General features: G+C 69.1%; 24 protein-coding genes and 2 tRNA genes. 11 read left to right on the top strand and 15 right to left on the bottom strand.

Features of this window, described 5'->3' with window-relative positions; all coding sequences use genetic code 11:
* Nucleotides 1-14: 14 nt before the first annotated feature.
* The 8 genes from ACZ7LT_RS18740 to ACZ7LT_RS18705 all read left to right on the top strand — a co-directional run bounded on the left by ACZ7LT_RS18740 (nt 15) and on the right by ACZ7LT_RS18705 (nt 7,182).
* Entirely contained in the window at nt 15-950 is a 936-nt protein-coding gene (locus tag ACZ7LT_RS18740) for a phage distal tail protein (RefSeq protein ID WP_471237156.1), read from the top strand.
* 49 nt (nt 951-999) lie between these two features.
* Entirely contained in the window at nt 1,000-2,202 is a 1,203-nt protein-coding gene (locus ACZ7LT_RS18735) for a hypothetical protein (protein WP_471237155.1), read from the top strand.
* Between the two features lie 8 nt (nt 2,203-2,210).
* Nucleotides 2,211-3,317 (top strand): hypothetical protein, encoded by a 1,107-nt coding sequence (locus ACZ7LT_RS18730; protein ID WP_471237153.1) that lies wholly within the window; start codon nt 2,211-2,213, stop codon nt 3,315-3,317.
* 3 nt (nt 3,318-3,320) lie between these two features.
* Nucleotides 3,321-4,037 (top strand): hypothetical protein, encoded by a 717-nt coding sequence (locus ACZ7LT_RS18725; protein WP_471237152.1) that lies wholly within the window; start codon nt 3,321-3,323, stop codon nt 4,035-4,037.
* A gap of 186 nt (nt 4,038-4,223) precedes the next feature.
* The gene (locus ACZ7LT_RS18720; protein ID WP_471237151.1) at nt 4,224-5,669 is read left to right on the top strand and encodes a phage tail protein; all 1,446 of its coding nucleotides are present in this window, start codon (nt 4,224-4,226) and stop codon (nt 5,667-5,669) included.
* A gap of 77 nt (nt 5,670-5,746) precedes the next feature.
* Nucleotides 5,747-6,667 carry a peptidoglycan-binding protein gene (locus tag ACZ7LT_RS18715; protein WP_471237150.1) on the top strand — a complete coding sequence of 307 codons (921 nt, stop codon included), beginning with the start codon at nt 5,747-5,749 and terminating at the stop codon, nt 6,665-6,667.
* Between the two features lie 10 nt (nt 6,668-6,677).
* On the top strand, nt 6,678-6,932 hold the full coding sequence (locus tag ACZ7LT_RS18710; RefSeq protein WP_471237149.1) for a hypothetical protein: 255 nt from the start codon (nt 6,678-6,680) through the stop codon (nt 6,930-6,932).
* A complete protein-coding gene (locus tag ACZ7LT_RS18705; protein ID WP_471237148.1) occupies nt 6,919-7,182 on the top strand; it encodes a hypothetical protein in 264 nt (87 codons plus the stop codon). Before ACZ7LT_RS18710 ends, ACZ7LT_RS18705 begins: the two co-directional genes overlap by 14 nt.
* Before the next feature lie 60 nt (nt 7,183-7,242).
* Here the strand turns inward: ACZ7LT_RS18705 and ACZ7LT_RS18700 are convergent, their stop codons facing one another.
* From ACZ7LT_RS18700 to ACZ7LT_RS18660, 9 genes are all read right to left on the bottom strand, one after another.
* A complete protein-coding gene (locus ACZ7LT_RS18700; protein WP_471237147.1) occupies nt 7,243-11,142 on the bottom strand; it encodes a DNA-directed RNA polymerase subunit beta' in 3,900 nt (1,299 codons plus the stop codon).
* A 97-nt stretch (nt 11,143-11,239) separates the two neighbouring features.
* Nucleotides 11,240-14,722 carry a DNA-directed RNA polymerase subunit beta gene (rpoB, locus tag ACZ7LT_RS18695; protein WP_471237146.1) on the bottom strand — a complete coding sequence of 1,161 codons (3,483 nt, stop codon included), beginning with the start codon at nt 14,720-14,722 and terminating at the stop codon, nt 11,240-11,242.
* A 543-nt stretch (nt 14,723-15,265) separates the two neighbouring features.
* Nucleotides 15,266-15,649: a 50S ribosomal protein L7/L12 gene (gene rplL, locus ACZ7LT_RS18690; protein ID WP_471237145.1), complete on the bottom strand. Its 384-nt coding sequence runs from the start codon at nt 15,647-15,649 to the stop codon at nt 15,266-15,268.
* A 116-nt stretch (nt 15,650-15,765) separates the two neighbouring features.
* Nucleotides 15,766-16,296 (bottom strand): 50S ribosomal protein L10, encoded by a 531-nt coding sequence (gene rplJ, locus ACZ7LT_RS18685; RefSeq protein WP_019888708.1) that lies wholly within the window; start codon nt 16,294-16,296, stop codon nt 15,766-15,768.
* Between the two features lie 369 nt (nt 16,297-16,665).
* The gene (gene rplA, locus ACZ7LT_RS18680) at nt 16,666-17,394 is read right to left on the bottom strand and encodes a 50S ribosomal protein L1 (protein WP_471237144.1); all 729 of its coding nucleotides are present in this window, start codon (nt 17,392-17,394) and stop codon (nt 16,666-16,668) included.
* Between the two features lie 104 nt (nt 17,395-17,498).
* Nucleotides 17,499-17,933, bottom strand: a complete 435-nt coding sequence (rplK, locus tag ACZ7LT_RS18675) for a 50S ribosomal protein L11 (protein WP_399614372.1) — start codon at nt 17,931-17,933, stop codon at nt 17,499-17,501.
* Nucleotides 17,934-18,092: 159 nt separating this feature from the next.
* Entirely contained in the window at nt 18,093-18,968 is an 876-nt protein-coding gene (nusG, locus tag ACZ7LT_RS18670) for a transcription termination/antitermination protein NusG (protein WP_471237142.1), read from the bottom strand.
* Between the two features lie 78 nt (nt 18,969-19,046).
* Nucleotides 19,047-19,334, bottom strand: a complete 288-nt coding sequence (gene secE / locus ACZ7LT_RS18665) for a preprotein translocase subunit SecE (RefSeq protein ID WP_019888703.1) — start codon at nt 19,332-19,334, stop codon at nt 19,047-19,049.
* A gap of 106 nt (nt 19,335-19,440) precedes the next feature.
* Nucleotides 19,441-19,513 (bottom strand) — tRNA-Trp (locus ACZ7LT_RS18660).
* A 181-nt stretch (nt 19,514-19,694) separates the two neighbouring features.
* On the opposite strand from ACZ7LT_RS18660, the gene ACZ7LT_RS18655 reads away from it, so the two are divergent.
* Both ACZ7LT_RS18655 and ACZ7LT_RS18650 read left to right on the top strand, forming a co-directional pair.
* Nucleotides 19,695-20,921, top strand: coding sequence for a pyridoxal phosphate-dependent aminotransferase (locus tag ACZ7LT_RS18655; RefSeq protein ID WP_471237141.1), 1,227 nt, complete (start codon nt 19,695-19,697; stop codon nt 20,919-20,921).
* A 125-nt stretch (nt 20,922-21,046) separates the two neighbouring features.
* Nucleotides 21,047-22,066 (top strand): adenosine deaminase, encoded by a 1,020-nt coding sequence (locus ACZ7LT_RS18650; protein ID WP_471237140.1) that lies wholly within the window; start codon nt 21,047-21,049, stop codon nt 22,064-22,066.
* 4 nt (nt 22,067-22,070) lie between these two features.
* On the opposite strand, the gene ACZ7LT_RS18645 is transcribed toward ACZ7LT_RS18650, so the two are convergent.
* On the bottom strand, nt 22,071-22,661 hold the full coding sequence (locus ACZ7LT_RS18645; RefSeq protein WP_471237139.1) for a TetR/AcrR family transcriptional regulator: 591 nt from the start codon (nt 22,659-22,661) through the stop codon (nt 22,071-22,073).
* Between the two features lie 115 nt (nt 22,662-22,776).
* Here ACZ7LT_RS18645 and ACZ7LT_RS18640 point away from each other — a divergent pair, with 115 nt between their 5' ends.
* Nucleotides 22,777-23,409, top strand: a complete 633-nt coding sequence (locus ACZ7LT_RS18640) for an NAD(P)-dependent oxidoreductase (protein WP_471237138.1) — start codon at nt 22,777-22,779, stop codon at nt 23,407-23,409.
* A gap of 21 nt (nt 23,410-23,430) precedes the next feature.
* On the opposite strand, the gene ACZ7LT_RS18635 is transcribed toward ACZ7LT_RS18640, so the two are convergent.
* The 5 genes from ACZ7LT_RS18635 to ACZ7LT_RS18615 form a co-directional block, all read right to left on the bottom strand.
* Nucleotides 23,431-24,486: a UDP-N-acetylmuramate dehydrogenase gene (locus ACZ7LT_RS18635; protein WP_471237137.1), complete on the bottom strand. Its 1,056-nt coding sequence runs from the start codon at nt 24,484-24,486 to the stop codon at nt 23,431-23,433.
* A 58-nt stretch (nt 24,487-24,544) separates the two neighbouring features.
* Complete coding sequence (locus ACZ7LT_RS18630; RefSeq protein WP_471237136.1) at nt 24,545-24,973, bottom strand: MaoC family dehydratase; 429 nt, start codon at nt 24,971-24,973, stop codon at nt 24,545-24,547.
* 2 nt (nt 24,974-24,975) lie between these two features.
* Nucleotides 24,976-25,440: an FAS1-like dehydratase domain-containing protein gene (locus ACZ7LT_RS18625; protein WP_471237135.1), complete on the bottom strand. Its 465-nt coding sequence runs from the start codon at nt 25,438-25,440 to the stop codon at nt 24,976-24,978.
* Nucleotides 25,441-25,525: 85 nt separating this feature from the next.
* A complete protein-coding gene (gene rpmG / locus ACZ7LT_RS18620) occupies nt 25,526-25,690 on the bottom strand; it encodes a 50S ribosomal protein L33 (RefSeq protein ID WP_003956487.1) in 165 nt (54 codons plus the stop codon).
* An 88-nt stretch (nt 25,691-25,778) separates the two neighbouring features.
* Nucleotides 25,779-25,851, bottom strand: a tRNA-Met gene (locus tag ACZ7LT_RS18615).
* Nucleotides 25,852-25,887: the final 36 nt, after the last annotated feature.

The following is a 25,887-nucleotide window of genomic DNA, read 5'->3' as shown; positions in this document are numbered from 1 at the left end:
GGTGACGGCCCGTCATGGCCGAGACCACAATCGCATACACGGACGAGACCGCACCCGGCTCACTGATCACCCGCGACGGGCAGATCCAGTGGGCCGGACTGCTGATGGGCCCCGGCACTCCGTACGAGATCGACCGTTCCGGCATCACCGGCTGGGACGACCTGCCCACCCTCGACACGGGTGACGTGCCCCGCCCCGACCAGCACGGCGCCTGGCCCGGCGCCGTCTGGGCGCAGCCCCGGCTCGTCACCGCCACCGTCTGGCTGGCGCCGGCCACCGTCGCCCAGGCGCTGGAGACCAGCCTCGCCTTCCGCGCGGCCACCGGCCCCGAGGGCGGCGAGCGCTGGCTCGCGGTGCGGCTGCACGGCGAGACCCTGGCGGTACGGGCCCGGGTCAGCCGCCGGGTCGTGCCGCAGGACCGGGCGTACGTCCGGCAGGGCCTGGGCAAGGCCAGCCTGCAGTGGACGGCGACCGACCCGCGCCGCTTCAGCACCACGCTGCGCGAGGGCCAGGCCGTCCTGCCGGTGCCCGAACCCGGTCTGAGCTGGGACAACGAGACCGGCAGCGGGCTGTCGTGGCCGCTGGACTGGGGCGGCGACGCCGAGGCCGGCAGTTTCACCGCCGTCAACGAGGGCGGCGCGGCCACGCACCCGCTGATCGAGTTCCGCGGTCCCGTACGCCGCCCGACGCTGAGCCGGCTCAGCGACGGCCGCCAGCTCCAGTACGACATCGCGCTCGGCGCGGGTGAGGTCCTCACCGTCGACACCGAGGCGGGCACGGTCCTGCTCAACGGCACGGCGTCCCGGCTCTACACGGCGTCCCCGGCCTCGACGCCCGAGCAGCTGTTCCGGCTGGAGCCCGGGCGTACCTCGCTCGCCTTCCGCTCCAACGACGCGACACCCGACCCCCGGGCCTCGGTCACGGTCCGCTGGCGCGACTCCCACTGGTGACCGGCCCCGCAGCACCGACTTCCCGCACCGCATATTCCAGGAGGACCTCATGCCCGTACGCAGCGCATGGCTGATCAACCGCACCACGACCGAGTCCGGCCAGTCCCGCACCGACACCCGGCTCGCCCCCACCGGCACCATGGCCCCCACCGGCGCCCTGACCAGCGCCTCCGGCATCATCCCGGGGTCGAAGGACGGCCGGTACATCATGGACGCCCTGTACGTCTACGGTGACACCGCCGGGATGACCGCGAACGTCGCCCCGGGCCGGGCCGTCATCCAGGGCCCCGCCGCGGCCGGCGCCTACCCGGTCGTCCTCACCGACTACACCCAGATCACCTTCGACGACGGCGACGCCAACAACCCGCGCGTCGACCTGGTCCTGCTGCGGGTGTACGACGCCCAGTTCGACCCGGTCTCCGGGCGCACCGAGGCCGTCCTGGAGATCCTCAAGGGCGCCCCCGAGCCCAACCCCAAGCCGCAGCCGGTCCCGGACGGCGCCCTGGCGCTGGCCCAGGTCAACGTCCCGGCCGGCGCGTCCGTCGGCACCGGCGGTCTGGACTGGACGAAGGCCGTGTACGACCTGCGCCACACCACCGTGGCGGCGGGCGGCATCCTCGCCGAGTCCTGGAACCGCGACACCAAGGGCGGCTACACCGGCCAGTACCGCGACAACGCCACCCAGCTCCAGCGCTGGGACGGCACCCGCTGGGTCTCCTACCCGCGGCACATCGGCGGCATCGCCCCGCAGGGCACGCTGGCGAACGGTGAGTACGTCGGCCAGTACCGCGACGAGGGCGGCAAGCTGCAGCGCTGGGACGGTACGGTCTGGCGCCCGATCGTGCCCGCGACCGGCTGGGCGTACAACAACGACGGCGGCTACTGCAAGTCCGTCACCTGGGTGGAGACGATCACCGACACCACCGGTCCGGGCATCTCGGCCTCGTTCACCACGCCGGTCTCCGGCGCGGTGCTTGTCACCGTCGGGTACCACGGCAGCAGCCCGGTCGACGCCGGCTGGTCCCGGATGTCGGTCAACATCCGGCTGAACGGCGCCGTCGTCGTCCCCGCCGACGAGGAGCGGGCCGCCATCGCGACCGGCAAGATGGGCATGTCCGTGATGCACACCTTCCGCATCACCGGCCTCAAGCCGCACACCGTCTACGACGCCGTCGGCGCGTACATCTCGTCGGCCACCAGCAACAACGCCTGGATCGACAACCGGTTCATCCGCGTCGACCCGATGCTGTGAGCCGCCCCATGAGCCGAGCCGTCATCACGCCCGCTTACCGGGCGATCTTCTGCGACCTGCGCACCGACCAGGTCCTCGACGTCCTGCCGCTCACGGAGGCCAAGTACGACGACTTCATCGGCAAGTCGGGATCGCTGTCCGCGACCGTCCCGCTGCCCGAGCCCGCCCTCGCCGCGCGCGCCAAGGAAGCTCTCCAGCCCGGCCGTACCGCGGTCTGGCTGGAGCGGGACGGGGACATCTGGTGGGGCGGGGTGCTGTGGACCTGCACCCCCGCCACCGACGAACAGGGCCGGATGACCGTGCAGTTCCAGGCGGGCACCTTCGACTCGTATCTGGACCACCGGATCCTCTCGGCCGATGTGATGCTCGTCCAGGCCGACCAGTTCGACATCGCCCGCTCCCTGGTGGCGCACGCCCAGGAACAGGAGGGCGGCGACATCGGCATCAGCCTGGGCGCCGAAATGTCCGGCGTACGCCGCGACTTCGCGGCCGGCTACACCGCGCTGGCCCGGGTCAGGGAGCTACTCGACAAGCTCGCCCAGCTGGCCGACGGCTTCGAGTGGCGGATCCACTGCTACCGCGACGGCCAGGGCCGCCGGGTCAAGCGGCTCCAGCTGGGCCATCCGCGGATCGAGTCCAGCCAGGCCGACATCGTCCTGGATCATCCGGGCTCGATCCTGACGTACAGCCTGCCCACGGACTCCACCGTGCAGGCGAACGTCTGGGTGGCCCGCGGTGAGTCGGACAACACCGACCAGGCGAAGGACTCCGTGCCGCTCACGGTCATGGAGTGGGACCAGGCCGATCTGGTCGGTGGCTGGCCGCGGCTCGAGCGCACCTCGGACCACAGCGGGGTCAAGAACACGGCCACCCTGAGCTCCCTGGCCAAGGCCGAGCTGGCGCGCCAGCGCCGTCCTGAGCTCATCCCGGAACTGACCGTCGTCCTCGACGGCCGGATCACGCCCGCGCTGCTGGGCGCCCGGATCCGGCTGCGGATCCGGGACCTGTGGCACCAGGAGGGGCTCGACACGCAGTACCGCATCGTCGGCCTCGCCGTGAATCCTCCGCAGCGCACCAAGCCGGAAACGGCCACGCTCTACCTGGAAGGGGTGTAACCCTTGGCGATCATCCCCACCGATCTGCTGGACCGCATCCGCACCCTGGAACGGCAGATCCGGGAGCTGATGGGCAGCGCCAACACCACACCGGCCCTCAACCAGATCAATGACGGCGAGGTCGTCATCGGTGACGGCGGCCGGCTGCGGGTCCGTACCGCCGACGGCGAGGACCTGATCCACATGGGCCGGGTCCAGCCGGACCGCGGCCCGGACAAGCCGCAGCAGGGCCTGATGATCCGCCGGGACGACGGCTCGCTGGCCCTGACCGTGCGGACCGCGGCCCCCGAGCAGCTGGACACCCAGCCGGTGCAGATCTTCGACCGGCGGGGCAACGTCGTCGTCGCCGACGACGCCGCCCAGCGCGGGCTCGCCCGCCCGTACCTCCCCTATCCGCTGCCCCGGCCGGTCGACCAGGCCCGCTGGGAGTCCACCGGCAACATCGACTGGACCACGCTCTACAGCGGTCCGGCCATCTCCCAGCATCCGCGGCTGTACGCCCGGATCGCCGTCCAGGGCAGCGCGGGCGCCGAGGTCCGCCTCCTCGTCGACGGCTCCCCGCTGGGGCCCGTCGGCGGTCCCGGCGCGGACCTGGAGTTCACGGAGTCCCTGGGCGCCGGCTTCAGCGCGACGGTCACCTTCGAGGTCCAGGCGAAGGTCGCGGCGGCGGGCGACACGGTCCGCTGCCGCCCGCTCGCGCTGTACGGCGTCCAGTCCTGATCCCGGGTCCCGCCCCGCGGACCGTACTTCCGCGGACCGCACCCTCCCCGCCCGGCGCCACGCACCCGCGTGGCGCCGGGCACCCCACCGGACCGAGGACCGGTCCGCCGGGGCGGGACCCGCCCCCCTTCAGCCCGCGCCTCCGTCGGCCAGGCACCGCACCCGAACCTGTGAAGGAGACCCTCCGTGCTCCCCCCGTCCATTCCCACCGTCCGTGTCAGCGCCCGTTACCTGACCCCGGACGGCACCCCCATGAGCGGATCCGTCGAGTTCCGCCCGCCGTCCCTGCTCACCCACTCCACCGCCGACGTCTTCGTCGGCGGCCCGACCGTCGCCCGGCTCGACGGGGAGGGCCGCATCAGCGTGGTGCTGCCCGCCACCGACGCCCCCGGCTGGAACCCGGTCGACTGGACGTACCAGGTGACCGAGAAGCTCGGCGGCCTCGGCCGCATCCGGTCGTACCAGATCGCCCTGCCGGCCTCCCAGCCGACGGTCGACCTGGCCGACTCGGCCCCCGCCGACCCCAACACCCCGAACTACGTCGCCGTCCCCGGTCCACCCGGGCCCGCCGGCCAGATGGGCCCGGCCGGTCCGGCCGGCCCGGTCCGCTCCGTCAACGGGCGTACGACCCCTGACATCACCCTCACCGCCACCGACGTCTCGGCCGTCGCCGCGAACAAGGTCGGCGTGGCCGGCGGTGTCGCGGCCCTCGGCCCCGACGGCAAGGTGCCGGCCGCGCAGCTGCCGGCCACCGGCGGCGCGGTCGCCTCGGTCAACGGGCACACCGGCGTGGTCAACCTCACCGCGGCGGAGCTCGGCGCGCTGACCCCGGCGGCCGGTGACCTCCGCTACCTGGGCATCAACGCGGCCCCGGTCAAGACCGTCAACGGCCAGGCGGGCGCGGTCCAGCTGACCGCCGCCGACGTCTCCGCGGTCGCGGCGGACGCCGGAGTGCTGCTCACCGGCGACCAGACGGTCAACGGCGCCAAGACCTTCGCCACGCCTCCGTCGACCGCCGCGAACCCGACGACCGCGAACCAGCTGGCCCGGCGCGGCTACGTGGACGCGGTCTCGGCCGCGGGCACCTGGTCGCCGGCGTCGATGGGCTTCTCGGGCTGGGCGTTCGACCCGGCGGCGTCCTCGGCCAACTCGGTGCAGTACTGCATCAACGGCTGGATCTACCTGATCGGCATCCCGCTGCACTCGGCCACCACCGTCAAGAACGTGGTGTTCTACGTGCCCGGGTACGTGGGCGGCACCCTCGCCGCCACCTCCTTCGCCGGTCTGTACACCAGCGCCGGTGTGAAGGTCGGCCAGACAGGGGCGCTGAACACGGCCCTGTCCGCGACCGAGGGCAGGACGTTCGTCCTGCCGCTGACCGCCCAGTACAACGCCGCCCCCGGCAGCTACTGGGTGGCCCTGCTGGTCAACGGCCCGAGCCCGAACACCAACGGCCCCGCCTTCATGCGCGGCGCCTCCATGGGCGAGGCGCCCGGCGGTAGCGCCCGGATGCCCGGTGCGTTCATCCGCCACGGCCGGCTCCCCACCACCGGCCAGACCGCGCTGCCCGCGTCGTTCACCCCGTCCACCGTGATCGCCGACTCCAACGCCATCTGGGCCGCGCTGTCCTGACCGTTCCCTCCATCGCACCACCGCCCCGTGCCGGCCGACCGGCACGGGGCGTTTTCGTTCTCCGAAAGGAGCCTCCTATGGCCACTCCCCTGACCGCCGACCAACTCCTCGCCGCGCTGCGCGCCGAGGGCGTCACCGTCGTCGAACACGAAGGCTGGCGCACCCACAACCGCAACCACATCGGCGCCTGGGGCCCGGTCAACGGCGTGATGATCCACCACACCGTCTCCAGCGGCACCGAAGCCTCCGTCGAGCTCTGCTACAACGGCTACGACCAGCTGCCCGGGCCGCTCTGCCACGGCGTCATCGCCAAGGACGGCACCGTTCACCTCGTCGGCAACGGCCGCGCCAACCACGCCGGCGGCGGCGACCCGGACGTCCTCAAGGCCGTCATCGCCGAGAGCTACGGCGAGAAGCCGCCGGCCACCAACGAGCACCAGGGCAGCGCAGGAGCCGTCGACGGCAACGCCCGCTTCTACGGCTTCGAGTGCATCAACCTGGGCGACGGCGCCGACCCCTGGCCGGCCGAGCAGCTCGACGCGATCGAGCGGGCGTCGGCGGCGATCTGCCGCGCCCACGGCTGGGGCGCCAAGTCCGTCATCGGCCACCTGGAGTGGTCGGACCACAAGAGCGACCCGCGCGGCTTCACCATGCCCTCGATGCGCAACCGGATCGCCACCCGCCTCGGCGCCGCCCCCACCAAGGCCACGACGGCCGGCACCACGCCGCAGGCCCGGGAAACCCCCCGCTACCAGCCGTTTCCCGGCCGCGACTTCTTCACCGGCGCCACCAGCTCCCCGGTGATCACCGCGATGGGACGCCGACTGGTCGCCGAGGGCTGCTCGGCGTACGGCGTCGGGCCCGGCCCCCGCTGGACCGACGCCGACCGGCGCAGCTACGCCAAGTGGCAGCGCAAGCTCGGCTTCCGCGGCTCCGACGCGGACGGCATCCCCGGCCATGCCTCCTGGAACGCCCTCAAGGTCCCGTACACCCGCTAAGGAGCCCCCCATGTCCGATGCCGCCAAGCGCACGGCCCGCACGATCCTGCAGACCGCGGTCGCCATCGCGGTCGTCCTGCCGGCCGTCGTCGACGCCTCCGGCGTCCCGGCCAGCCTCCCGTGGGTCGCCGGGGCGCTCGCCGTCGCGGGCGCGCTGAGCCGTGTGATGGCGCTGCCGGTCGTGCAGCGACTGCTGCCGTCCTGGCTCCGCAGCGAGGACCCGTCCGCCGCCACGTCCCCGGGAGCCGCGGATGACCGAGTCTGATCCGGGCGACCCGGTCACCGTCGCGCTGGAACTGGAACGGCTGCGCGGCACGCTGGAGGCCGGGTTCGCCCGGGTCGACGGCCAGCTCGCGTTGCTCGTGCAGCGCAGCGACCAGACCGACAAACAGCTCGCCGACCACGAGGTCCGCCTCGACGCCCTGGAGCGCTCACGCTGGCCGCTGGCCAGCGTCACCGCGCTGGTGGCGAGCGCCGGGCTGATGCTCGGCCTCTGGCAGGCCGCCGGCCGCTGAACACGCCGAAGGGCGGCCACCCCGGCTTCGGGGTGACCGCCCTTCGGTCAAGCTGCTCGCTTACTGGTTGTACGGACCGTAGTCGTAGTCCTCCAGCGGAACGGCCTGGCCGGAGCCGGTGCCGAACGGCGAGTAGTCGATGTCGTCGTAGCCGACGGCCGAGTACATCGCGGCCTTGGCCTCCTCGGTCGGCTCGACCCGGATGTTGCGGTAGCGGGACAGACCCGTACCGGCCGGGATGAGCTTACCGATGATGACGTTCTCCTTGAGGCCGATCAGGGAGTCCGACTTGGCGTTGATCGCCGCGTCGGTCAGAACCCGGGTCGTCTCCTGGAAGGACGCCGCCGACAGCCACGACTCGGTGGCGAGCGAGGCCTTGGTGATACCCATCAGCTGCGGACGGCCGGAGGCGGGGTGACCGCCCTCGGTGACCACACGACGGTTCTCGGTCTCGAAGCGCGAGCGCTCCACGAGCTCGCCCGGCAGCAGCTCCGCGTCGCCGGACTCGATGATCGTCACGCGGCGCAGCATCTGCCGGATGATGATCTCGATGTGCTTGTCGTGGATCGACACACCCTGCGAGTTGTAGACCTTCTGGACCTCGCCGACCAGGTGGACCTGGACGGCCCGCTGGCCGAGGATGCGCAGCACGTCGTGCGGGTTGGTGGCACCCACGGTGAGCTTCTGGCCCACCTCGACGTGGTCGCCCTCGCCCACCAGCAGACGGGCACGCTTCGAGATCGGGTACGCCGTCTCGTCGGTGCCGTCGTCCGGGGTGACGACGATCTTCTTGGTCTTCTCGGTCTCCTCGATCCGGATGCGGCCGGCCGCCTCCGAGATCGGGGCGACACCCTTGGGCGTACGAGCCTCGAAGAGCTCGACGACACGGGGCAGACCCTGGGTGATGTCGTCACCGGCCACACCACCGGTGTGGAAGGTACGCATCGTCAGCTGGGTACCGGGCTCACCGATGGACTGGGCGGCGATGATGCCGACCGCCTCACCGATGTCGACCAGCTTGCCGGTGGCCAGCGAGCGGCCGTAGCAGAAGGCACAGGTGCCGACGGCCGACTCACAGGTCAGGACCGAGCGGGTCTTGACCTCCTCGACACCGGCCTGGACCAGCGCGTCGATGAGCACGTCGCCGAGGTCCACGTTGGCCGGGGCGATGACCTTGCCGTCGATGACGACGTCCTCGGCCAGCATCCGGGCGTAGACGGAGGTCTCGACGTCCTCGGTCTTGCGCAGGACACCGTCCTCGCCCTTGACCGCGATCTTCAGCTTCAGACCGCGCTCGGTGCCACAGTCCTCCTCGCGGATGATCACGTCCTGCGAGACGTCCACCAGACGACGGGTCAGGTAACCCGAGTCGGCGGTACGCAGGGCGGTGTCGGCGAGACCCTTACGGGCACCGTGGGTCGAGATGAAGTACTCGAGCACGGAGAGGCCCTCACGGAACGAGGCCTTGATCGGACGCGGGATGGTCTCGTTCTTCGCGTTCGACACCAGACCACGCATACCGGCGATCTGCCGCATCTGCATCATGTTTCCTCGGGCACCCGAGTCAACCATCATGAAGATGGGGTTCGTCTTGGGGAAGTTCGCGTTCATCGCCTCGGCGACCTCGTTGGTCGCCTTGGTCCAGATCGCGATGAGCTCCTGCGTGCGCTCTTCCTTGGTGATCAGACCGCGCTCGTACTGCTTCTGGACCTTCTCGTCCTGCGCCTCGTACCCGGCGACGATCTCCTTCTTCGCCTCGGGAACGACGACGTCGGAGATGGCCACGGTGACACCGGAACGGGTCGCCCAGTAGAAGCCCGCCGCCTTCAGGTTGTCGAGCGTCGCCGCCACGATGACCTTGGGGTAGCGCTCGGCGAGGTCGTTGACGATCTCGGAGAGCTGCTTCTTGCCGACGGAGTAGTCGACGAACGGGTAGTCCTCGGGCAGCAGCTCGTTGAAGAGCGCGCGGCCCAGGGTCGTCCGCAGACGGAACGAGTCACCCTGCTGCCACTCGGGCTCGCCCTCCTCGGCGACCGGGGGAACCCAGCCGCGCGGCGGGACGGTGCCGATCGGGAAGCGGATGTCGACCTTCGCCTGGAGCGAGAGCTCCCGGGCGTCGAACGCCATGATCGCCTCGGCGGTGGAGCCGAAGGACCGGCCCTCGCCCTTGACCTCGCGCTCCTCCTCGTCCGTGGTGAGGAAGAAGAGGCCCAGCACCATGTCCTGGGTAGGCATGGTGACGGGACGGCCGTCGGCCGGCTTGAGGATGTTGTTCGAGGACAGCATCAGGATGCGGGCCTCGGCCTGCGCCTCCGCGGAGAGCGGCAGGTGGACGGCCATCTGGTCACCGTCGAAGTCCGCGTTGAACGCGGTGCAGACGAGCGGGTGGATCTGGATGGCCTTGCCCTCGACCAGCTGCGGCTCGAAGGCCTGGATGCCGAGGCGGTGCAGCGTGGGCGCACGGTTGAGCAGCACCGGGTGCTCGGCGATGACCTCTTCGAGGACGTCGTACACGACGGTGCGGCCACGCTCGACCATGCGCTTGGCCGACTTGATGTTCTGCGCGTGGTTCAGGTCGACCAGGCGCTTCATCACGAACGGCTTGAAGAGCTCCAGCGCCATGGCCTTGGGCAGACCACACTGGTGCAGCTTCAGCTGCGGGCCGACGACGATGACGGAACGCGCCGAGTAGTCGACTCGCTTACCGAGCAGGTTCTGACGGAATCGACCCTGCTTACCCTTCAGCATGTCGCTGAGGGACTTCAGCGGGCGGTTGCCGGGGCCCGTGACCGGGCGACCACGACGGCCGTTGTCGAACAGCGCGTCGACGGCCTCCTGCAGCATCCGCTTCTCGTTGTTCACGATGATCTCGGGGGCACCGAGGTCAAGGAGACGCTTGAGGCGGTTGTTGCGGTTGATCACACGGCGGTACAGGTCGTTCAGGTCGGAGGTCGCGAAGCGGCCACCGTCCAGCTGCACCATCGGACGCAGGTCCGGCGGGATGACCGGCACGCAGTCGAGCACCATGCCCTTGGGGCTGTTGCTGGTCTGCAGGAACGCGGAGACGACCTTGAGGCGCTTGAGCGCACGGGTCTTCTTCTGGCCCTTGCCGGTACGGATGATCTCGCGGAGGCGCTCGGCCTCCTCGTTCAGGTCGAAGGACTCCAGGCGCTTCTGCAGCGCCGCGGCACCCATCGAACCGTCGAAGTACGTGCCGAAGCGGTCACGCAGCTCGCGGTAGAGGAGCTCGTCGCCCTCCAGGTCCTGGACCTTGAGGTTCTTGAAGCGGTTCCACACCTCGTCGAGACGGTCGATCTCGCGCTGCGCACGGTCACGCAGCTGCTTCATCTCACGCTCGGCGCCCTCGCGCACCTTGCGGCGCACATCGGCCTTGGCACCCTCGGCCTCGAGCTCGGCCAGGTCGGTCTCGAGCTTCTTGGCGCGGGCCTCAAGGTCGGCGTCGCGGCGGTTCTCGATCTGCTGACGCTCGACGGAGACGTGAGCCTCCAGCGACGGCAGGTCACGCGTACGGCGCTCGTCGTCGACGAACGTGATCATGTACGCGGCGAAGTAGATGACCTTCTCGAGGTCCTTCGGCGCCAGGTCCAGCAGGTAGCCCAGACGCGACGGGACGCCCTTGAAGTACCAGATGTGGGTGACGGGAGCGGCCAGCTCGATGTGGCCCATCCGCTCACGGCGCACCTTGGCGCGGGTGACCTCGACGCCACACCGCTCACAGATGATGCCCTTGAAGCGGACACGCTTGTACTTGCCGCAGTAGCACTCCCAGTCCCGGGTCGGACCGAAGATCTTCTCGCAGAAGAGTCCGTCCTTCTCGGGCTTGAGGGTGCGGTAGTTGATGGTCTCCGGCTTCTTGACCTCGCCGTGGGACCACTGTCGGATGTCGTCCGCGGTGGCCAGGCCGATCCGCAGCTCGTCGAAGAAGTTGACGTCGAGCACTATGCGTCAATCCCTCTCAGGGTTGAGTCTCAAATGGTCTGATGGGGGTCCCGGGGTCGGTGGGGGGCTCGTTACCAAGCCCCCCACCGGACTCCCGTCAGACCTCTTCGACGCTGCTCGGCTCGCGCCGGGACAGGTCGATACCGAGCTCCTCCGCTGCGCGGAAGACGTCCTCGTCGGTGTCGCGCATCTCGATGGACATGCCGTCCGAGGACAGCACCTCCACGTTGAGGCACAGGGACTGCATCTCCTTGATGAGCACCTTGAAGGACTCGGGGATGCCGGGCTCAGGGATGTTCTCGCCCTTGACGATGGCCTCGTAGACCTTCACGCGGCCGGTGACGTCGTCGGACTTGATGGTCAGCAGCTCCTGGAGAGCGTAGGCGGCTCCGTAAGCCTCGAGCGCCCACACCTCCATCTCACCGAATCGCTGGCCACCGAACTGGGCCTTACCACCCAGCGGCTGCTGGGTGATCATCGAGTACGGACCGGTCGACCGGGCGTGCAGCTTGTCGTCGACCAGGTGGTGGAGCTTGAGGATGTACATGTACCCGACCGAGATCGGGTCCGGGAACGGCTCGCCGGAGCGGCCGTCGAACAGGCGCGCCTTGCCGGACGGGAGCACCATGCGCTCGCCGTCGCGGTTCGGGATGGTGTGCTGGAGCAGACCGGCCAGCTCGTCCTCGCGGGCACCGTCGAAGACCGGGGTCGCGACGTTGGTGCCGGGGGCGACCTGGTCGGCGCCGATCGCCTGGAGGCGCTGGGCCCACTCGTCGGCGAGGCCGGAGACGTCCCAGCCGCGGCTGGCGAGCCAGCCGAGGTGGATCTCCAGGACCTGTCCCGGGTTCATTCGGGACGGGACACCCAGCGGGTTGAGGATGATGTCGACCGGGGTGCCGTCCTCGAGGAACGGCATGTCCTCGATCGGGAGGATCTTGGAGATGACACCCTTGTTGCCGTGACGGCCGGCGAGCTTGTCACCGTCGGTGATCTTGCGCTTCTGGGCGACGTAGACGCGGACCAGCTGGTTCACGCCCGGGGGAAGCTCGTCGCCCTCCTCGCGGTCGAAGACGCGGACGCCGATGACCTTGCCGGTCTCGCCGTGCGGCACCTTCAGCGAGGTGTCACGGACCTCACGGGCCTTCTCACCGAAGATCGCGCGGAGCAGGCGCTCCTCCGGGGTCAGCTCGGTCTCACCCTTCGGGGTGACCTTGCCGACCAGGATGTCGCCGGCGACGACCTCGGCACCGATCCGGATGATGCCGCGCTCGTCCAGGTCCGCGAGGACCTCCTCGGAGACGTTCGGGATGTCCCGGGTGATCTCCTCGGGGCCGAGCTTGGTGTCACGGGCGTCGACCTCGTGCTCCTCGATGTGGATCGAGGAGAGGACGTCGTCCTGCACGAGGCGCTGCGACAGGATGATCGCGTCCTCGTAGTTGTGACCCTCCCACGGCATGAACGCCACGAGCAGGTTCTTGCCGAGCGCCATCTCACCGTTCTCGGTGGCCGGACCGTCGGCGAGGACCTGGCCCTCGATGACCCGGTCGCCCTCGGAGACGACGACCTTCTGGTTGACCGAGGTGCCCTGGTTGGAGCGGGAGAACTTCGCGACGCGGTACGTGGTGTACGTGCCGTCGTCGTTGGCGACGGTGATGTAGTCGGCCGAAACCTCCTGGATCACACCGTCCTTCTCGGCCTTGATGACGTCACCGGCGTCGGTGGCACAGCGGTACTCCATACCGGTACCGACGAGCGGGGCCTCCGACTTAATCAGCGGCACCGCCTGACGCATCATGTTCGCGCCCATGAGGGCACGGTTGGCGTCGTCGTGCTCGAGGAACGGGATCATGGCGGTCGCGACCGACACCATCTGGCGCGGCGAGACGTCCATGTAGTCCACGTCCGACGGGGAGACGTAGTCGACCTCGCCGCCACGGCGGCGGACCAGGACACGGGCCTCGGTGAACTGCAGGTCGTCGTTGAGCGCGGCGTTGGCCTGCGCGATGACGAAGCGGTCCTCCTCGTCGGCGGTCAGGTAGTCGACCTCGTCGGTGACCTGGCCCTCGACGACCTTGCGGTACGGCGTCTCGACGAAGCCGAACGCGTTGACGCGGCCGTACGAGGCGAGCGAACCGATCAGACCGATGTTCGGGCCTTCGGGGGTCTCGATCGGGCACATACGTCCGTAGTGGGACGGGTGCACGTCTCGGACCTCGAAGCCGGCCCGCTCACGGGACAGACCACCGGGACCCAGCGCCGAGAGACGACGCTTGTGCGTCAGACCCGACAGCGGGTTGTTCTGGTCCATGAACTGCGACAGCTGGCTGGTGCCGAAGAACTCCTTGATGGAGGCGACGACCGGCCGGATGTTGATCAGGGTCTGCGGCGTGATCGCCTCGACGTCCTGGGTGGTCATGCGCTCACGCACGACGCGCTCCATACGAGCCAGACCCGTACGGACCTGGTTCTGGATGAGCTCGCCGACGTTACGCAGACGACGGTTGCCGAAGTGGTCGATGTCGTCGGTCTCGACGACGATCTGCGAACCGTTCTCGCCGACCGTCTCGGTCTCGCCCGCGTGGAGCTTCACCAGGTACTTGATGGTCGCGATGATGTCGTCGGTGGTGAGGACACCCGCGTCCAGCGGCTCGTCGGCGCCGAGCTTCTTGTTCACCTTGTAGCGGCCGACCTTCGCGAGGTCGTAGCGCTTCGGGTTGAAGTAGAGGTTCTCGAGCAGCGTCTGAGCGGCCTCGCGCGTCGGGGGCTCGCCCGGACGCAGCTTGCGGTAGATGTCGAGCAGCGCGTCGTCCTGGCCCTGGGTGTGGTCCTTCTCCAGGGTGGCGCGCATGGACTCGTACTCGCCGAACTCCTGCAGGATCTGCTCGGTGGTCCAGCCGAGCGCCTTCAGCAGAACGGTGACGGACTGCTTGCGCTTGCGGTCGATGCGGACACCGACCATGTCGCGCTTGTCGATCTCCATCTCCAGCCAGGCACCCCGGGACGGGATGATCTTGGCGGAGAAGATGTCCTTGTCGGACGTCTTGTCGATGGAGGAGTCGAAGTAAACACCCGGCGAGCGGACGAGCTGCGACACGACGACACGCTCGGTGCCGTTGATGACGAAGGTGCCCTTGTTCGTCATGAGCGGGAAGTCGCCCATGAAGACCGTCTGAGACTTGATCTCGCCGGTCTCGTTGTTGGTGAACTCGGCGGTCACGAAGAGCGGGGCGCCGTACGTGAAGTCACGGTCCTTGCACTCGTCGATGGAGTTCTTCGGCGGCTCGAAACGGTGGTCGCGGAAGGTCAGCGACATCGACCCGGAGAAGTCCTCGATCGGCGAGATCTCCTCGAAGATCTCCTCAAGACCGGACTTCCTGGGGACGTCCTGTCCCGACTCAAGAGCTGCCTCGACACGAGCCTTCCAGGCGGCGTTCCCGAGCAGCCAGTCAAAGCTCTCGGTCTGCAGCGCGAGGAGGTTCGGAACCTCGAGGGGCTCCTTGATCTTTGCAAAGGAGATGCGCAGCGGGGCGGTGCTGGCGCCGTTGTTCGTATTGGTCGAGGCGTTGCGCGAGGCGGCCAAGAGGGGGTCCTTCCGAGGGCTCGGACTCACTACGCGCGTACCGGTCCCTAGCGGGGCACGGAGACAAACGTTCCTGATTTTGATCAAAAGACCAGGTCAGGGCCGTTCGGCCAACGATGCTCTTGCGAGGGGATGCCCCTGGTGACGGGCAGGGGGCAGCTAACAGGCAGCGCAAAGGGTCAGTGTAGCCACTTGGCCCACTGATGTCCAGGGCGAGTTCCTCAAGACCCTCGTTGTTCTCAACTCCGCGGTACCTCGCGCCGTGTGGCGCACATCGATACTGCCCGTTCGGTCGTCGATCCATGCCTCGGATACGGATCGTTGTGACGACGCGTCCTGAGAATTGCGCGCTGCGTGCGGTTCGTCAAGGCCCCCCGGCTGGCGGGGCGCACGGCGAAGATCACCATACTCCGCCCGGCGGCGGGCGCAAGACAGCCACCACCTACGTCCCCGGATACGCCGAAGGGCGACCACCCGGATGGGTGATCGCCCTTGGCAAGCGCCTGTACGGCGCTCAGGAAGAGTCAGCAGACTCGCGAGGTCTTACTTGACCTCGACGGAGGCGCCGGCGCCCTCGAGGGCCTCCTTGGCCTTGTCCGCGGCGTCCTTCGCGACCTTCTCGAGGACCGGCTTCGGGGTGCCGTCGACGAGGTCCTTGGCCTCCTTCAGACCCAGGGAGGTCAGCTCACGCACGACCTTGATGACCTGGATCTTCTTGTCACCGGCGCCGGTGAGGATGACGTCGAACTCGTCCTTCTCCTCGACGGCCTCGGCGGTGGCGGCCGGGCCCGCGGGGCCGGCGACGGCGACGGCCGCAGCGGCGGTGACGTCGAACTTGTCCTCGAACGCCTTCACGAACTCGGAGAGCTCGATGAGGGTCATCTCCTCGAACTGCGCGAGCAGGTCTTCCTGAGAGAGCTTCGCCATGATGGGCGATCCTTCCACTAATTCGGCAGGTGCCGGATGTACATGTGAGGCGGGCGTACGTTCGGCCCGCTGCGACCCGCGCCGCCTAGGCGGCGCTGATCATTGCGCGAGCCGAATTACTCGGCACCGCCCTGCTCGGCGAGCTTGACGCGAAGCGCCTCCGCGGTGCGGACGAACTTCGACGGCAGCGCCTGGAAGAGCGAGGCAGTCTGGGACTGCTTGCCCTTGAAGGCACCGGCCAGCTTGCTGAGCAGAACCTCGCGGGACTCGAGGTCCGCAAGCTTCTTGATCTCGTCGGCGGACAGCGCCTTGCCGTCAAGGACACCGCCCTTGATGACGAGGTTGGGGTTGTCCTTGGCGAAGTCACGAAGACCCTTGGCCGACTCCACCGGGTCACCGGTGATGAAGGCAGCGCCCGTCGGACCGGTGAACTGGTCGTCGAGCGTGGTGATCCCGGCCTCGTTGGCCGCAATCTTGGTCAGCGTGTTCTTCACCACGGCGTACTGGGCGTTCTCACCGAGCGAACGGCGCAGCGTCTTGAGCTGGGCCACGGTGAGACCCCGGTACTCGGTCAGCACGACGGCGCTCGAGCTCTGGAACTTGTCCTTGAGCTCGGCTACCGCGGCAGCCTTGTCGGGCCTTGCCATAGAGCGTCGGCCTCCTTCCGGGTGATGAGGACCGCTCAGAAGGGGCTAACAAAACAAAACGCCCCGGGCGCAGGCGCACGGGGCTCAGCTCAACCGAGTCATACGATCCGGGAACTTTTCCACTGTCACCTGCGCGGGTCGTTCGCATCTCAGCGAATCCTTCGGCCACCGCACCCTCACGGGCACAGCAACGACCAGCGGTCTTTGGCTTCGATGGAACTGTACGCGATGACGCCGATCCGAAGCAAATCGGGCGAAGGCCCTGGTAGGAGCCGTGGGAGTTTTCCCGAAAGACACAGCACGACGGGCCTCCCACGCCCCGTGAGGGGGCGGAAGGCCCGTCGTGGCCACTCAGCGAGCCATAGGGGCTCAGACCGCGGCCGGGTCCTCCTCGACGAGGAGGTTGCGGGTGCGGTTGGAGTCCAGCGGGATGCCGGGACCCATCGTGGTGGTGAGGGTCGCCTTCTTGATGTAGCGGCCCTTCGCGGCGGACGGCTTCAGGCGGAGGATCTCCTCCAGCGCGGCCGCGTAGTTCTCGACCAGCTTCGTGTCATCGAAGGAAACCTTGCCGATGATGAAGTGGAGGTTCGAGTGCTTGTCGACACGGAACTCGATCTTGCCGCCCTTGATCTCGTTCACAGCCTTGGCGACATCGGGGGTGACGGTGCCGGTCTTCGGGTTCGGCATCAGACCACGGGGGCCGAGGACGCGGCCGAGGCGGCCGACCTTGCCCATGAGGTCCGGGGTGGCGACGACGGCGTCGAACTCGTTCAGGCGCTGGCCCTTGGAGATCTCGTCGATGAGCTCGTCGGAGCCGACGATGTCGGCGCCCGCGGCACGCGCGGCCTCGGCACGGTCACCGGTCGCGAAGACCAGGACCCGGGCGGTCTTACCGGTGCCGTGCGGAAGGTTCACGGTGCCACGGACCATCTGGTCGGCCTTGCGCGGGTCGACACCCAGGCGGAAGGCGACCTCGACGGTGCCGTCGAACTTGGTGGCTGCGGTTTCCTTGGCGAGACGGACGGCCTCGAGGGGGGCGTAGTTACGCTCCCGGTCGATCTTGGCGTCCGCGCCGCGGAGAGCCTTGCTGCGCTTCACTTCTTCTCCTGTGCAGTAACACCATGCGGCTGCCGCCGCGTGGCAGGTGTGGAGTCGTGGTGCGGACCAGCGCTGGTCCTACCACAAGGTCACAAGGGGGGTGATCAGCCCTCGACCGTGATGCCCATGGAACGGGCGGTGCCGGCGATGATCTTCGACGCGGCGTCCAGGTCGTTGGCGTTCAGGTCGGGCAGCTTGACCGAGGCGATCTCGCGGACCTGGTCGGCCGTGAGCTTGGCGACCTTGGTCTTGTGCGGCTCGCCGGAGCCCTTGTCCACACCTGCGGCCTTGAGGATCAGCTTGGCGGCCGGCGGAGTCTTCGTGATGAAGGTGAAGGAACGGTCCTCGTAGACCGTGATCTCCACCGGCACGACCATGCCACGCTGCGACTCGGTCGCGGCGTTGTAGGCCTTGCAGAACTCCATGATGTTGACGCCGTGCTGACCCAGCGCGGGGCCGACCGGCGGCGCCGGGTTGGCGGCGCCGGCGTTGATCTGGAGCTTGATAAGCCCCGTGACCTTCTTCTTCTTGGGAGGCATTGCTCTCTCCGGGTCCTAGTGAGAGTTTTCAGCCGGCCACCCGGTCATCCGGATGGAGGCATACCGCACAACGATAACGGGTATAGGTGCGCGGCTAAAAACCGAGCAGGTCAGAGCGGCTACAAGAGCCACTCTGACCTGGTCGGAAACCTGTGAGCGTCAGTTCTTCTGGATCTGGTCGAAGCTGAGCTCGACCGGGGTCTCGCGACCGAAGATCTCGACGAGGCCCTTGACCTTCTTCGAGTCGGCGTTGATCTCGTTGATCGTGGCCTGGAGGGTGGCGAAGGGACCGTCGGTGACGGTGACCGAGTCGCCGACCTCGAAGTCCAGGACCTGGACCTCGACCTTGCGGGCCGGAGCCGGCTTGCCCTCGGCCTCGGCGGCCTCGCGGGCGGCCTTCTCCTCGGCCTCCGGGGCGAGCATCTTGACGATCTCGTCCAGGGTCAGCGGGTACGGGTCGTAGGCGTTGCCCACGAAGCCGGTGACGCCGGGCGTGTTGCGGACGACGCCCCAGGACTCGTTCGTCAGATCCATCCGGACGAGCACGTAGCCGGGCAGCTTGTTCTGCCGGACGTTCTTGCGCTCGCCGTTCTTGATCTGGACGATCTCTTCCTCGGGCACCTCGGCCTGGTAGATGAACTCCTCGACGTTCAGCGAGACGGCGCGCTGCTCCAGGTTGGCCTTCACGCGCTTCTCGTAGCCCGCGTAGGTGTGGATGACGTACCACTCGCCGGGCAGGCCGCGGAGCTCCTCGCGCAGGGCGGCGATGGGGTCGACGGGAGCGGCGGGCTCCTCCTCGGCCTCTTCGGCCTCCTCGTCGAGCTCGACCTCGGCCTCGGCCTCGGCGTCCTCGTCGGAGTCGGCCTCGGGCTCGACGTCCTCGTCCTCGATGTGGAGCGCGGCCTCCTCGGCCGCCTCGCCCGCAGCGGCGTCAGCAGCTTCGGCCTGGTCCTCGTCGGCCGCCTCCACGATGTCGATCTGGTCCTCGATGGACTCGGCCGACTCGTTGGCGTCGTTCAGGTTCGGGTCAGACACGGTGGCTGCTTCTTCCTGCGATACAGATGGGGTGGAACATGCGAAAAGGGGCGCCCGCGGGGGCGCCCTCCGCGGGAATCAGCCGAAGACGGACTTGACTGCTTCCTGGAAGCCCAAGTCAATCACGGTCACAAGACCGATCATGATGACAACGAAGACAATCACTACGGTGGTGTAGGTCGTCAGCTGGCTACGAGTGGGCCAGACGACCTTGCGGAGCTCGGCGACGATCTGCCGGTAGAAGAGCGCGAGACGGCCCAGGGGGCCCTTCTTTCCGCGCTTACCGCCCTTGCGGGCCTTCTTCTTGGACTCCGGAGCTTCGTCCTCGGCATCAGGCATGTCGATGGAGCCTACGGCGTCCGTCACGATCTCTCACCTGATTCCGGGTCGTGGCCGTGCCGCGCCCGGGGTGGAGCCGCACGGCGGTGCAATGAAGTACGTACATGCGCACACAACCTGGCGGTGTGTGTAGCAGGGCCGGAGGGACTTGAACCCCCAACCGCTGGTTTTGGAGACCAGTGCTCTACCAATTGAGCTACGACCCTTTGCGGTGTCCCCCAACCTACCCCATCCGGAGATGTGGTCTGTGCGGGCCAACGACCAGTGAGTGTACGTGTTCAGGGCGCGAACGTCGAACAGATAGCACCGCTGACCGCCGATGTCCGTTCCTGTCCGCTCCTCGAAACCTGTGTGCCGGGTGAGAAGAGGGTCTGGGACGATGGCCGTATGAGCGCTGCTACCTCTCCCACCGAGCGCCGGGTCTCCGCCCGCATCGGCGCGATCTCCGAGTCCGCGACCCTCGCCGTCGACGCCAAGGCGAAGGCCCTCAAGGCCGCCGGCCGTCCGGTGATCGGCTTCGGCGCCGGTGAGCCCGACTTCCCGACCCCCGACTACATCGTCGAGGCCGCCGTCGAGGCCTGCCGCAACCCGAAGTACCACCGCTACACGCCCGCCGGCGGGCTGCCCGAGCTGAAGAAGGCCATCGCCGAGAAGACGCTGCGCGACTCCGGCTACGAGGTCGACCCGGCGCAGGTCCTGGTGACCAACGGTGGCAAGCAGGCCATCTACGAGGCGTTCGCCGCGATCCTCGACCCGGGTGACGAGGTCATCGTCCCGGCTCCGTACTGGACGACGTACCCCGAGTCGATCCGCCTCGCGGGCGGTGTCCCGGTGGAGGTCGTCGCCGACGAGACCACCGGCTACCGCGTCTCGGTGGAGCAGCTGGAGGCGGCCCGTACGGAGAAGACGAAGGTCGTCCTCTTCGTCTCCCCGTCCAACCCGACCGGCGCGGTCTACAGCGAGGCCGACGCCCGCGCGATCGGCGAGTGGGCCGCCGAGCACGGTCTGTGGGTGCTGACCGACGAGATCTACGAGCACCTGGTCTACGGCGACGCGACCTTCACCTCGCTGCCCCAGCTCGTGCCGGCGCTGCGCGAGAAGTGCATCGTCGTCAACGGTGTCGCCAAGACGTACGCGATGACCGGCTGGCGTGTCGGGTGGATCATCGGCCCGAGGGACGTCGTGAAGGCCGCGACCAACCTCCAGTCGCACGCCACCTCCAACGTCTCCAACGTGGCGCAGGTGGCCGCGCTGGCCGCCGTCTCCGGCGACCTGGACGCCGTCGCGGAGATGCGCAAGGCCTTCGACCGCCGCCGCCAGACGATCGTGAAGATGCTGAACGAGATCGACGGCGTGGTCTGCCCGACCCCCGAGGGCGCGTTCTACGTCTACCCGTCGGTGAAGGGCCTGCTCGGCAAGGAGATCCGGGGCAAGCGCCCGGCGACCTCGGTGGAGCTCGCGGCGCTCATCCTCGACGAGGTCGAGGTCGCGGTCGTCCCGGGCGAGGCCTTCGGCACGCAGGGCTACCTGCGTCTTTCGTACGCGCTGGGCGACGAGGACCTGGTGGAGGGCGTGTCCCGGATCCAGAAGCTGCTGGCCGAGGCCCGCGACTGACCTACGGATTTTCGTATGTGGGGCCCCTGGTTCTTCGGAACCAGGGGCCCATTCTTGCGTTCGAGCAAGGTCCCGATCGGGGAAAGGGGCTGCCGTACGCCGGACGGGTGCGGCAAGATCCTGCAATGGCGCAACATCGCGATCTCAGTCTTCTGCCCAAGGCACATCTGCACCTGCACTTCACGGGCTCGATGCGGCCCACGACCCTGATCGAGCTCGCCGACAAGTACGGCGTTCATCTGCCCGAGGCCCTGAGCAGCGGTACGCCGCCGAAGCTGCGGGCGACCGACGAGCGGGGCTGGTTCCGTTTCCAGCGGCTCTACGACATCGCCCGGTCGTGCCTGCGGGAGCCGGACGACATCCGGCGGCTGGTGCGGGAGGCGGCCGAGGAGGACGTACGGGACGGGTCCGGCTGGCTGGAGATCCAGGTCGACCCCACGTCGTACGCCCCGCTCCTCGGCGGACTGATCCCCGCCCTGGAGATCATCCTGGACGCGGTGGAGTGCGCCTCCCGCGAGACCGGGCTCGGGATACGGGTCCTCGTCGCGGCGAACCGGATGAAGCACCCGCTGGACGCCCGGACGCTGGCGCGTCTCGCCGTGCGCTACGCGGACCGGGGTGTGGTGGGCTTCGGGCTCTCCAACGACGAGCGGCGGGGCCTCGCCCGCGACTTCGACCGCGCCTTCGCCATCGCCCGGGAGGGCGGCCTGCTGGCGGCCCCGCACGGCGGTGAGCTGACCGGCCCGGCGTCGGTACGGGACTGCCTGGACGATCTGCGGGCGGCGCGGATCGGGCACGGTGTACGGGCGGCGGAGGACCCGCGACTGCTGCGCAAGCTCGCCGAGAAGGGCGTGACCTGCGAGGTCTGTCCGTCGTCCAACGTGGCTCTGGGGGTGTACGAGCGGCCGGAGGACGTGCCGCTGCGGACCCTCTTCGACGCGGGGGTGCCGATGGCGCTGGGCGCGGACGACCCGCTGCTGTTCGGCTCGCGGCTGGCGGCGCAGTACGAGCTCGCCCGCCGCCACCACGGTTTCACCGACGCCGAGCTGGCCGAGCTGGCGCGGCAGTCCGTACGGGGCTCGGCGGCGCCGGAGCCGGAGAAGAACAAGCTGCTCGCCGGCATCGACGACTGGCTGGCCGGCTAGTCGGCTAGCTGAGCCCGCGCAGCAGGGTGCGGGCGATCGACGCGGCGAAGGTATCGAGGTCCTGCGGGGGCTCCTTGCCGACGGTGGCGTCGTAGGCGAAGGCCCGCTGTACGCAGGCGCCGAGCAGCAGGGAGGCCGCGGCGAAGGTGTCCGCGTCTGCCCGGATGCGGCCGGCGGCGCGTTCGGCGCGCAGATAGGCGTCGAGGCGCTCGATGGGGGTGTGCGGGCCGGTGCCGAGCTCCCGCAGGGCTTCGTCGTGGCGGGCCTTGAGCCGGGTCTCGGCGAAGAGCGAGGCGCCGATCGGGAAGCTCTCGGCGTAGAAGCGCGCGGCCTGGCGGGCGACCTCGGTGAGGTTCTCCTCGACGCCGCGCTCCCCCGGGTCCGCGGCGAGCCGGTCGAGGAGCGGGGTGAGCTCGGGCAGCCGCTCGCGCAGCACGGCGACGAAGAGCTCCTCCTTGCTCGCGAAGTACTTGTAGAGCGCGGCCTCGGAGCAGTCGGCCGCCCGCGCGATCTCCTTGGTGGTCGTACGGGCCAGTCCGACCGTGAGCCACAGCTGATGGGCCGCGTCGAGGATCCGCTCCCGGGTGGGCTTCATCTCCGGCTGCTCCGTCCGCGCTTGACGACAGGTGGGTGAGTACTCACCCTAGGGGGTGAGTGAGCACTTACCAACCCGTAGATTCACCTGTAGATCCACCTGGAAGAGGTGTGCGATGGAACTGACCGTTTTCGGCGCGACCGGCGGCGTCGGGCAGCAGATCGTCCGGCAGGCGCTGGAGGCGGGGCATCAGGTGACGGCGGTGGTGCGCGACCCCGCGCGGTTCACCGTGACCGGCCCGCGCCTCGAGGTGTTCCGGGCGGATCTGAAGGACCCGCGGGAGCTGCGCCGGGCGGTCGCCGGGCGGGACGCGGTGCTCTCGGGTCTGGGCGCGCCGGGGCGGAAGACGGACGGGATCACGACCCGGCTGACCCGTGCGGTGGTCGGGGCGATGGAGGCGGAGCGGGTCCGGCGGCTGGTGGTGGTCAGCGCGGCCCCGGTGATCACGACGCCCGCGGACGAGCCGCTGATCGACCGGATGTTCGTGGCGGTGGTGCGGGCGGCCCTGAAGGAGGTCTACGCCGACCTGCGGGTGATGGAGGGCGAGCTGGCCACGAGCGCGACGGACTGGACGGCCGTACGGCCGCCGAGACTCACCGACGGCCCGCGGACCGGTGTCTACCGCAAGGCCGTCGGCGCCAATCCGCGCTCCGGGCGGAGCATCGCGCGCGCGGACGTGGCCCACGCGATGCTGGCGCTGCTGGACGACCCGGCGGCCCTCAAGCAGGGCGTCGGGGTCGCCTACTGATCCTCTGCCGGGCGGGCGTCTCTAGATCTCGACGCCGACCGTCACCGGCTCGTTGACGAGCGTGATCCCGAAGGCGTCGCGGACCCCGGCGACGACCTCGCGGGCGAGGGCGAGGAGGTCCTCGGTGGTGGCCTCGCCGCGGTTGGTGAGGGCGAGGGTGTGCTTGGTGGAGATACGGGCCGGGCCCGAGCCGTACCCCTTGGTGAATCCGGCCTTGTCGATCAGCCAGGCGGCGGAGGTCTTCACCAACCCCTCCCCCGCCGGGAAGGCGGGCGGGGTGACGCCGTCGCCGAGGCGGTCGCGGACCCGGCCGAGGAAGTCCTCGTACTGCCCGGCGTCGAGGATCGGGTTGGTGAAGAAGGAGCCGGCCGACCAGGTGTCGTGGTCCTCGGGGTCCAGGACCATGCCCTTGCCGGCGCGGAGCCTGAGCACCGTCTCGCGGGCGGCCGCGGCGGGCACCCGGTCGCCGGCCTGGACTCCGAGGGCGCGGGCGGTCTCGGGGTACTTCAGCGGCGCGGAGAGCCCTCCGGCGTCCTCCAGCGCGAAGCGGACGCGCAGGACGACATAGCGGTCGGGGTGCTCCTTGAAGCGGCTGTGGCGGTAGGAGAAGGCGCACTCGGCGTTGGTGAGCGTGACCGTCTCGCCCGCCCGGCGGTCGTAGGCGACGACCTCCGTGATGGTGGCGGAGACCTCCTGGCCGTACGCCCCGACGTTCTGGATCGGGGTGGCACCGGCCGAGCCGGGGATGCCGGCGAGGCACTCGATGCCGGCGAGCCCGGCCTCGACCGTGCGCGCGACGGCGTCCGTCCAGACCTCGCCCGCGGCCAGCTCCAGGGCCGTGCCCTCCAGCCGGAAGCCCTTGGTCGCGATGCGCAGGGCGGTCCCGTCGAAACCCTTGTCGCCGATGACCAGGTTGGACCCGCCGCCGATGATCAGCAGGGGCGTCCCGGCGTCGTCGGCCTCGCGGACGACGGCGATCACTTCGTCATCGGTGGTGGCCGTGACGAGCCGGCCGGCGGGGCCGCCGAGCCGGAAGGTGGTCAGGGGAGCAAGGGGGGCGTCGTGGAGTTCCTGCACGCGCTCAAGAGTACGGGGCGGCACCGACAGCGCCGCCCCGTCCACGTCGTGCCGGCGCTCAGGCGAGCCTGACCACCGCGCGGGACATGCCCAGCACCTTCTGGCCCGCCGAGGTCGCCGTCAGGTCGACCCGCACCCGCTGGTCGTCCAGCTTGGCCGCGACCTTGGCGCTGACCTCGATGAGCGCGCCCTTGTCGTCGTTGGGCACGACCACGGGCTTGGTGAAGCGCACGCCGTACTCGACGACCGCGCCCGGGTCGCCGGTCCAGTCCGTGACGACGCGGATGGCCTCGGCCATGGTGAACATGCCGTGGGCGATGACGTCGGGAAGCCCGACCTCGACGGCGAACTTCTCGTTCCAGTGGATCGGGTTGAAGTCGCCGGAGGCGCCCGCGTACTGGACGAGTGTGGCGCGAGTCACGGGGAAGGACTGTGCCGGCAGTTCGGTGCCGACCTCGACGTCGGCGTAAGCGATCTTCGCGGTCATGTTCAGGCCCCCTCTGCCGTGGGCTCGGCCGCGCGGGCGACGAGCTTGGTCCAGGCGGTCACGACGTGCTCACCGGACTCGTCGTGCACCTCGCCCCGGATGTCCAGGATGTCGTTTCCGGCCATCGACTTGATCGCCTCGATGGTGGAGGTGACGGTCAGCCGGTCTCCGGCCCGTACGGGACGGACGTACGCGAACTTCTGGTCGCCGTGCACCACACGGCTGTAGTCCAGCCCCAGCTGAGGGTCTTCGATCACCAGCCCGGCCGCCTTGAACGTGATCGCGAACACAAAGGTCGGCGGAGCGATCACATCGGGGTGTCCGAGCGCCTTGGCGGCTTCCTGATCGGTGTAGGCGGGATTCGTGTCTCCCACCGCCTCGGCGAACTCCCGGATCTTCTCCCGGCCGACCTCGTACGGCGCGGTGGGCGGATAGCTCCGCCCCACGAAGGACTGGTCGAGGGCCATGGACTCGCTACCTCCTGAAAAAAATGACGGCGACAAACGACACGAGGCCGCCCCCTGATGGGGACGGCCTCGTGATCGAGCCTGGTTAACGCGTTTCGCGGTGCGCGGTGTGCGAGTTGCAGCGCGGGCAGTGCTTCTTCATCTCAAGACGGTCCGGGTTGTTACGCCGGTTCTTCTTGGTGATGTAGTTCCGCTCCTTGCACTCCACGCAGGCCAGCGTGATCTTCGGGCGGACGTCGGTGGCAGCCACGTGAGTGCTCCTTGACGGACGGATGGACGGATGAACGCAAGAAAGAGTAGCCGATCGATGGACCGACCCAGCAATCGGCTACTGTGTGTAGCGGTGACCGGACTTGAACCGGTGACACAGCGATTATGAGCCGCTTGCTCTACCGACTGAGCTACACCGCTTTGATGCAGGATCCCCTCACCCGAAGGTGAGGTTCC

Source organism: Streptomyces sp. NPDC039465, from assembly GCF_055639315.1.
The sequence above is the reverse complement of the archived record's forward strand: the minus strand, read 5'-3'. Positions and strand labels throughout refer to the sequence as shown.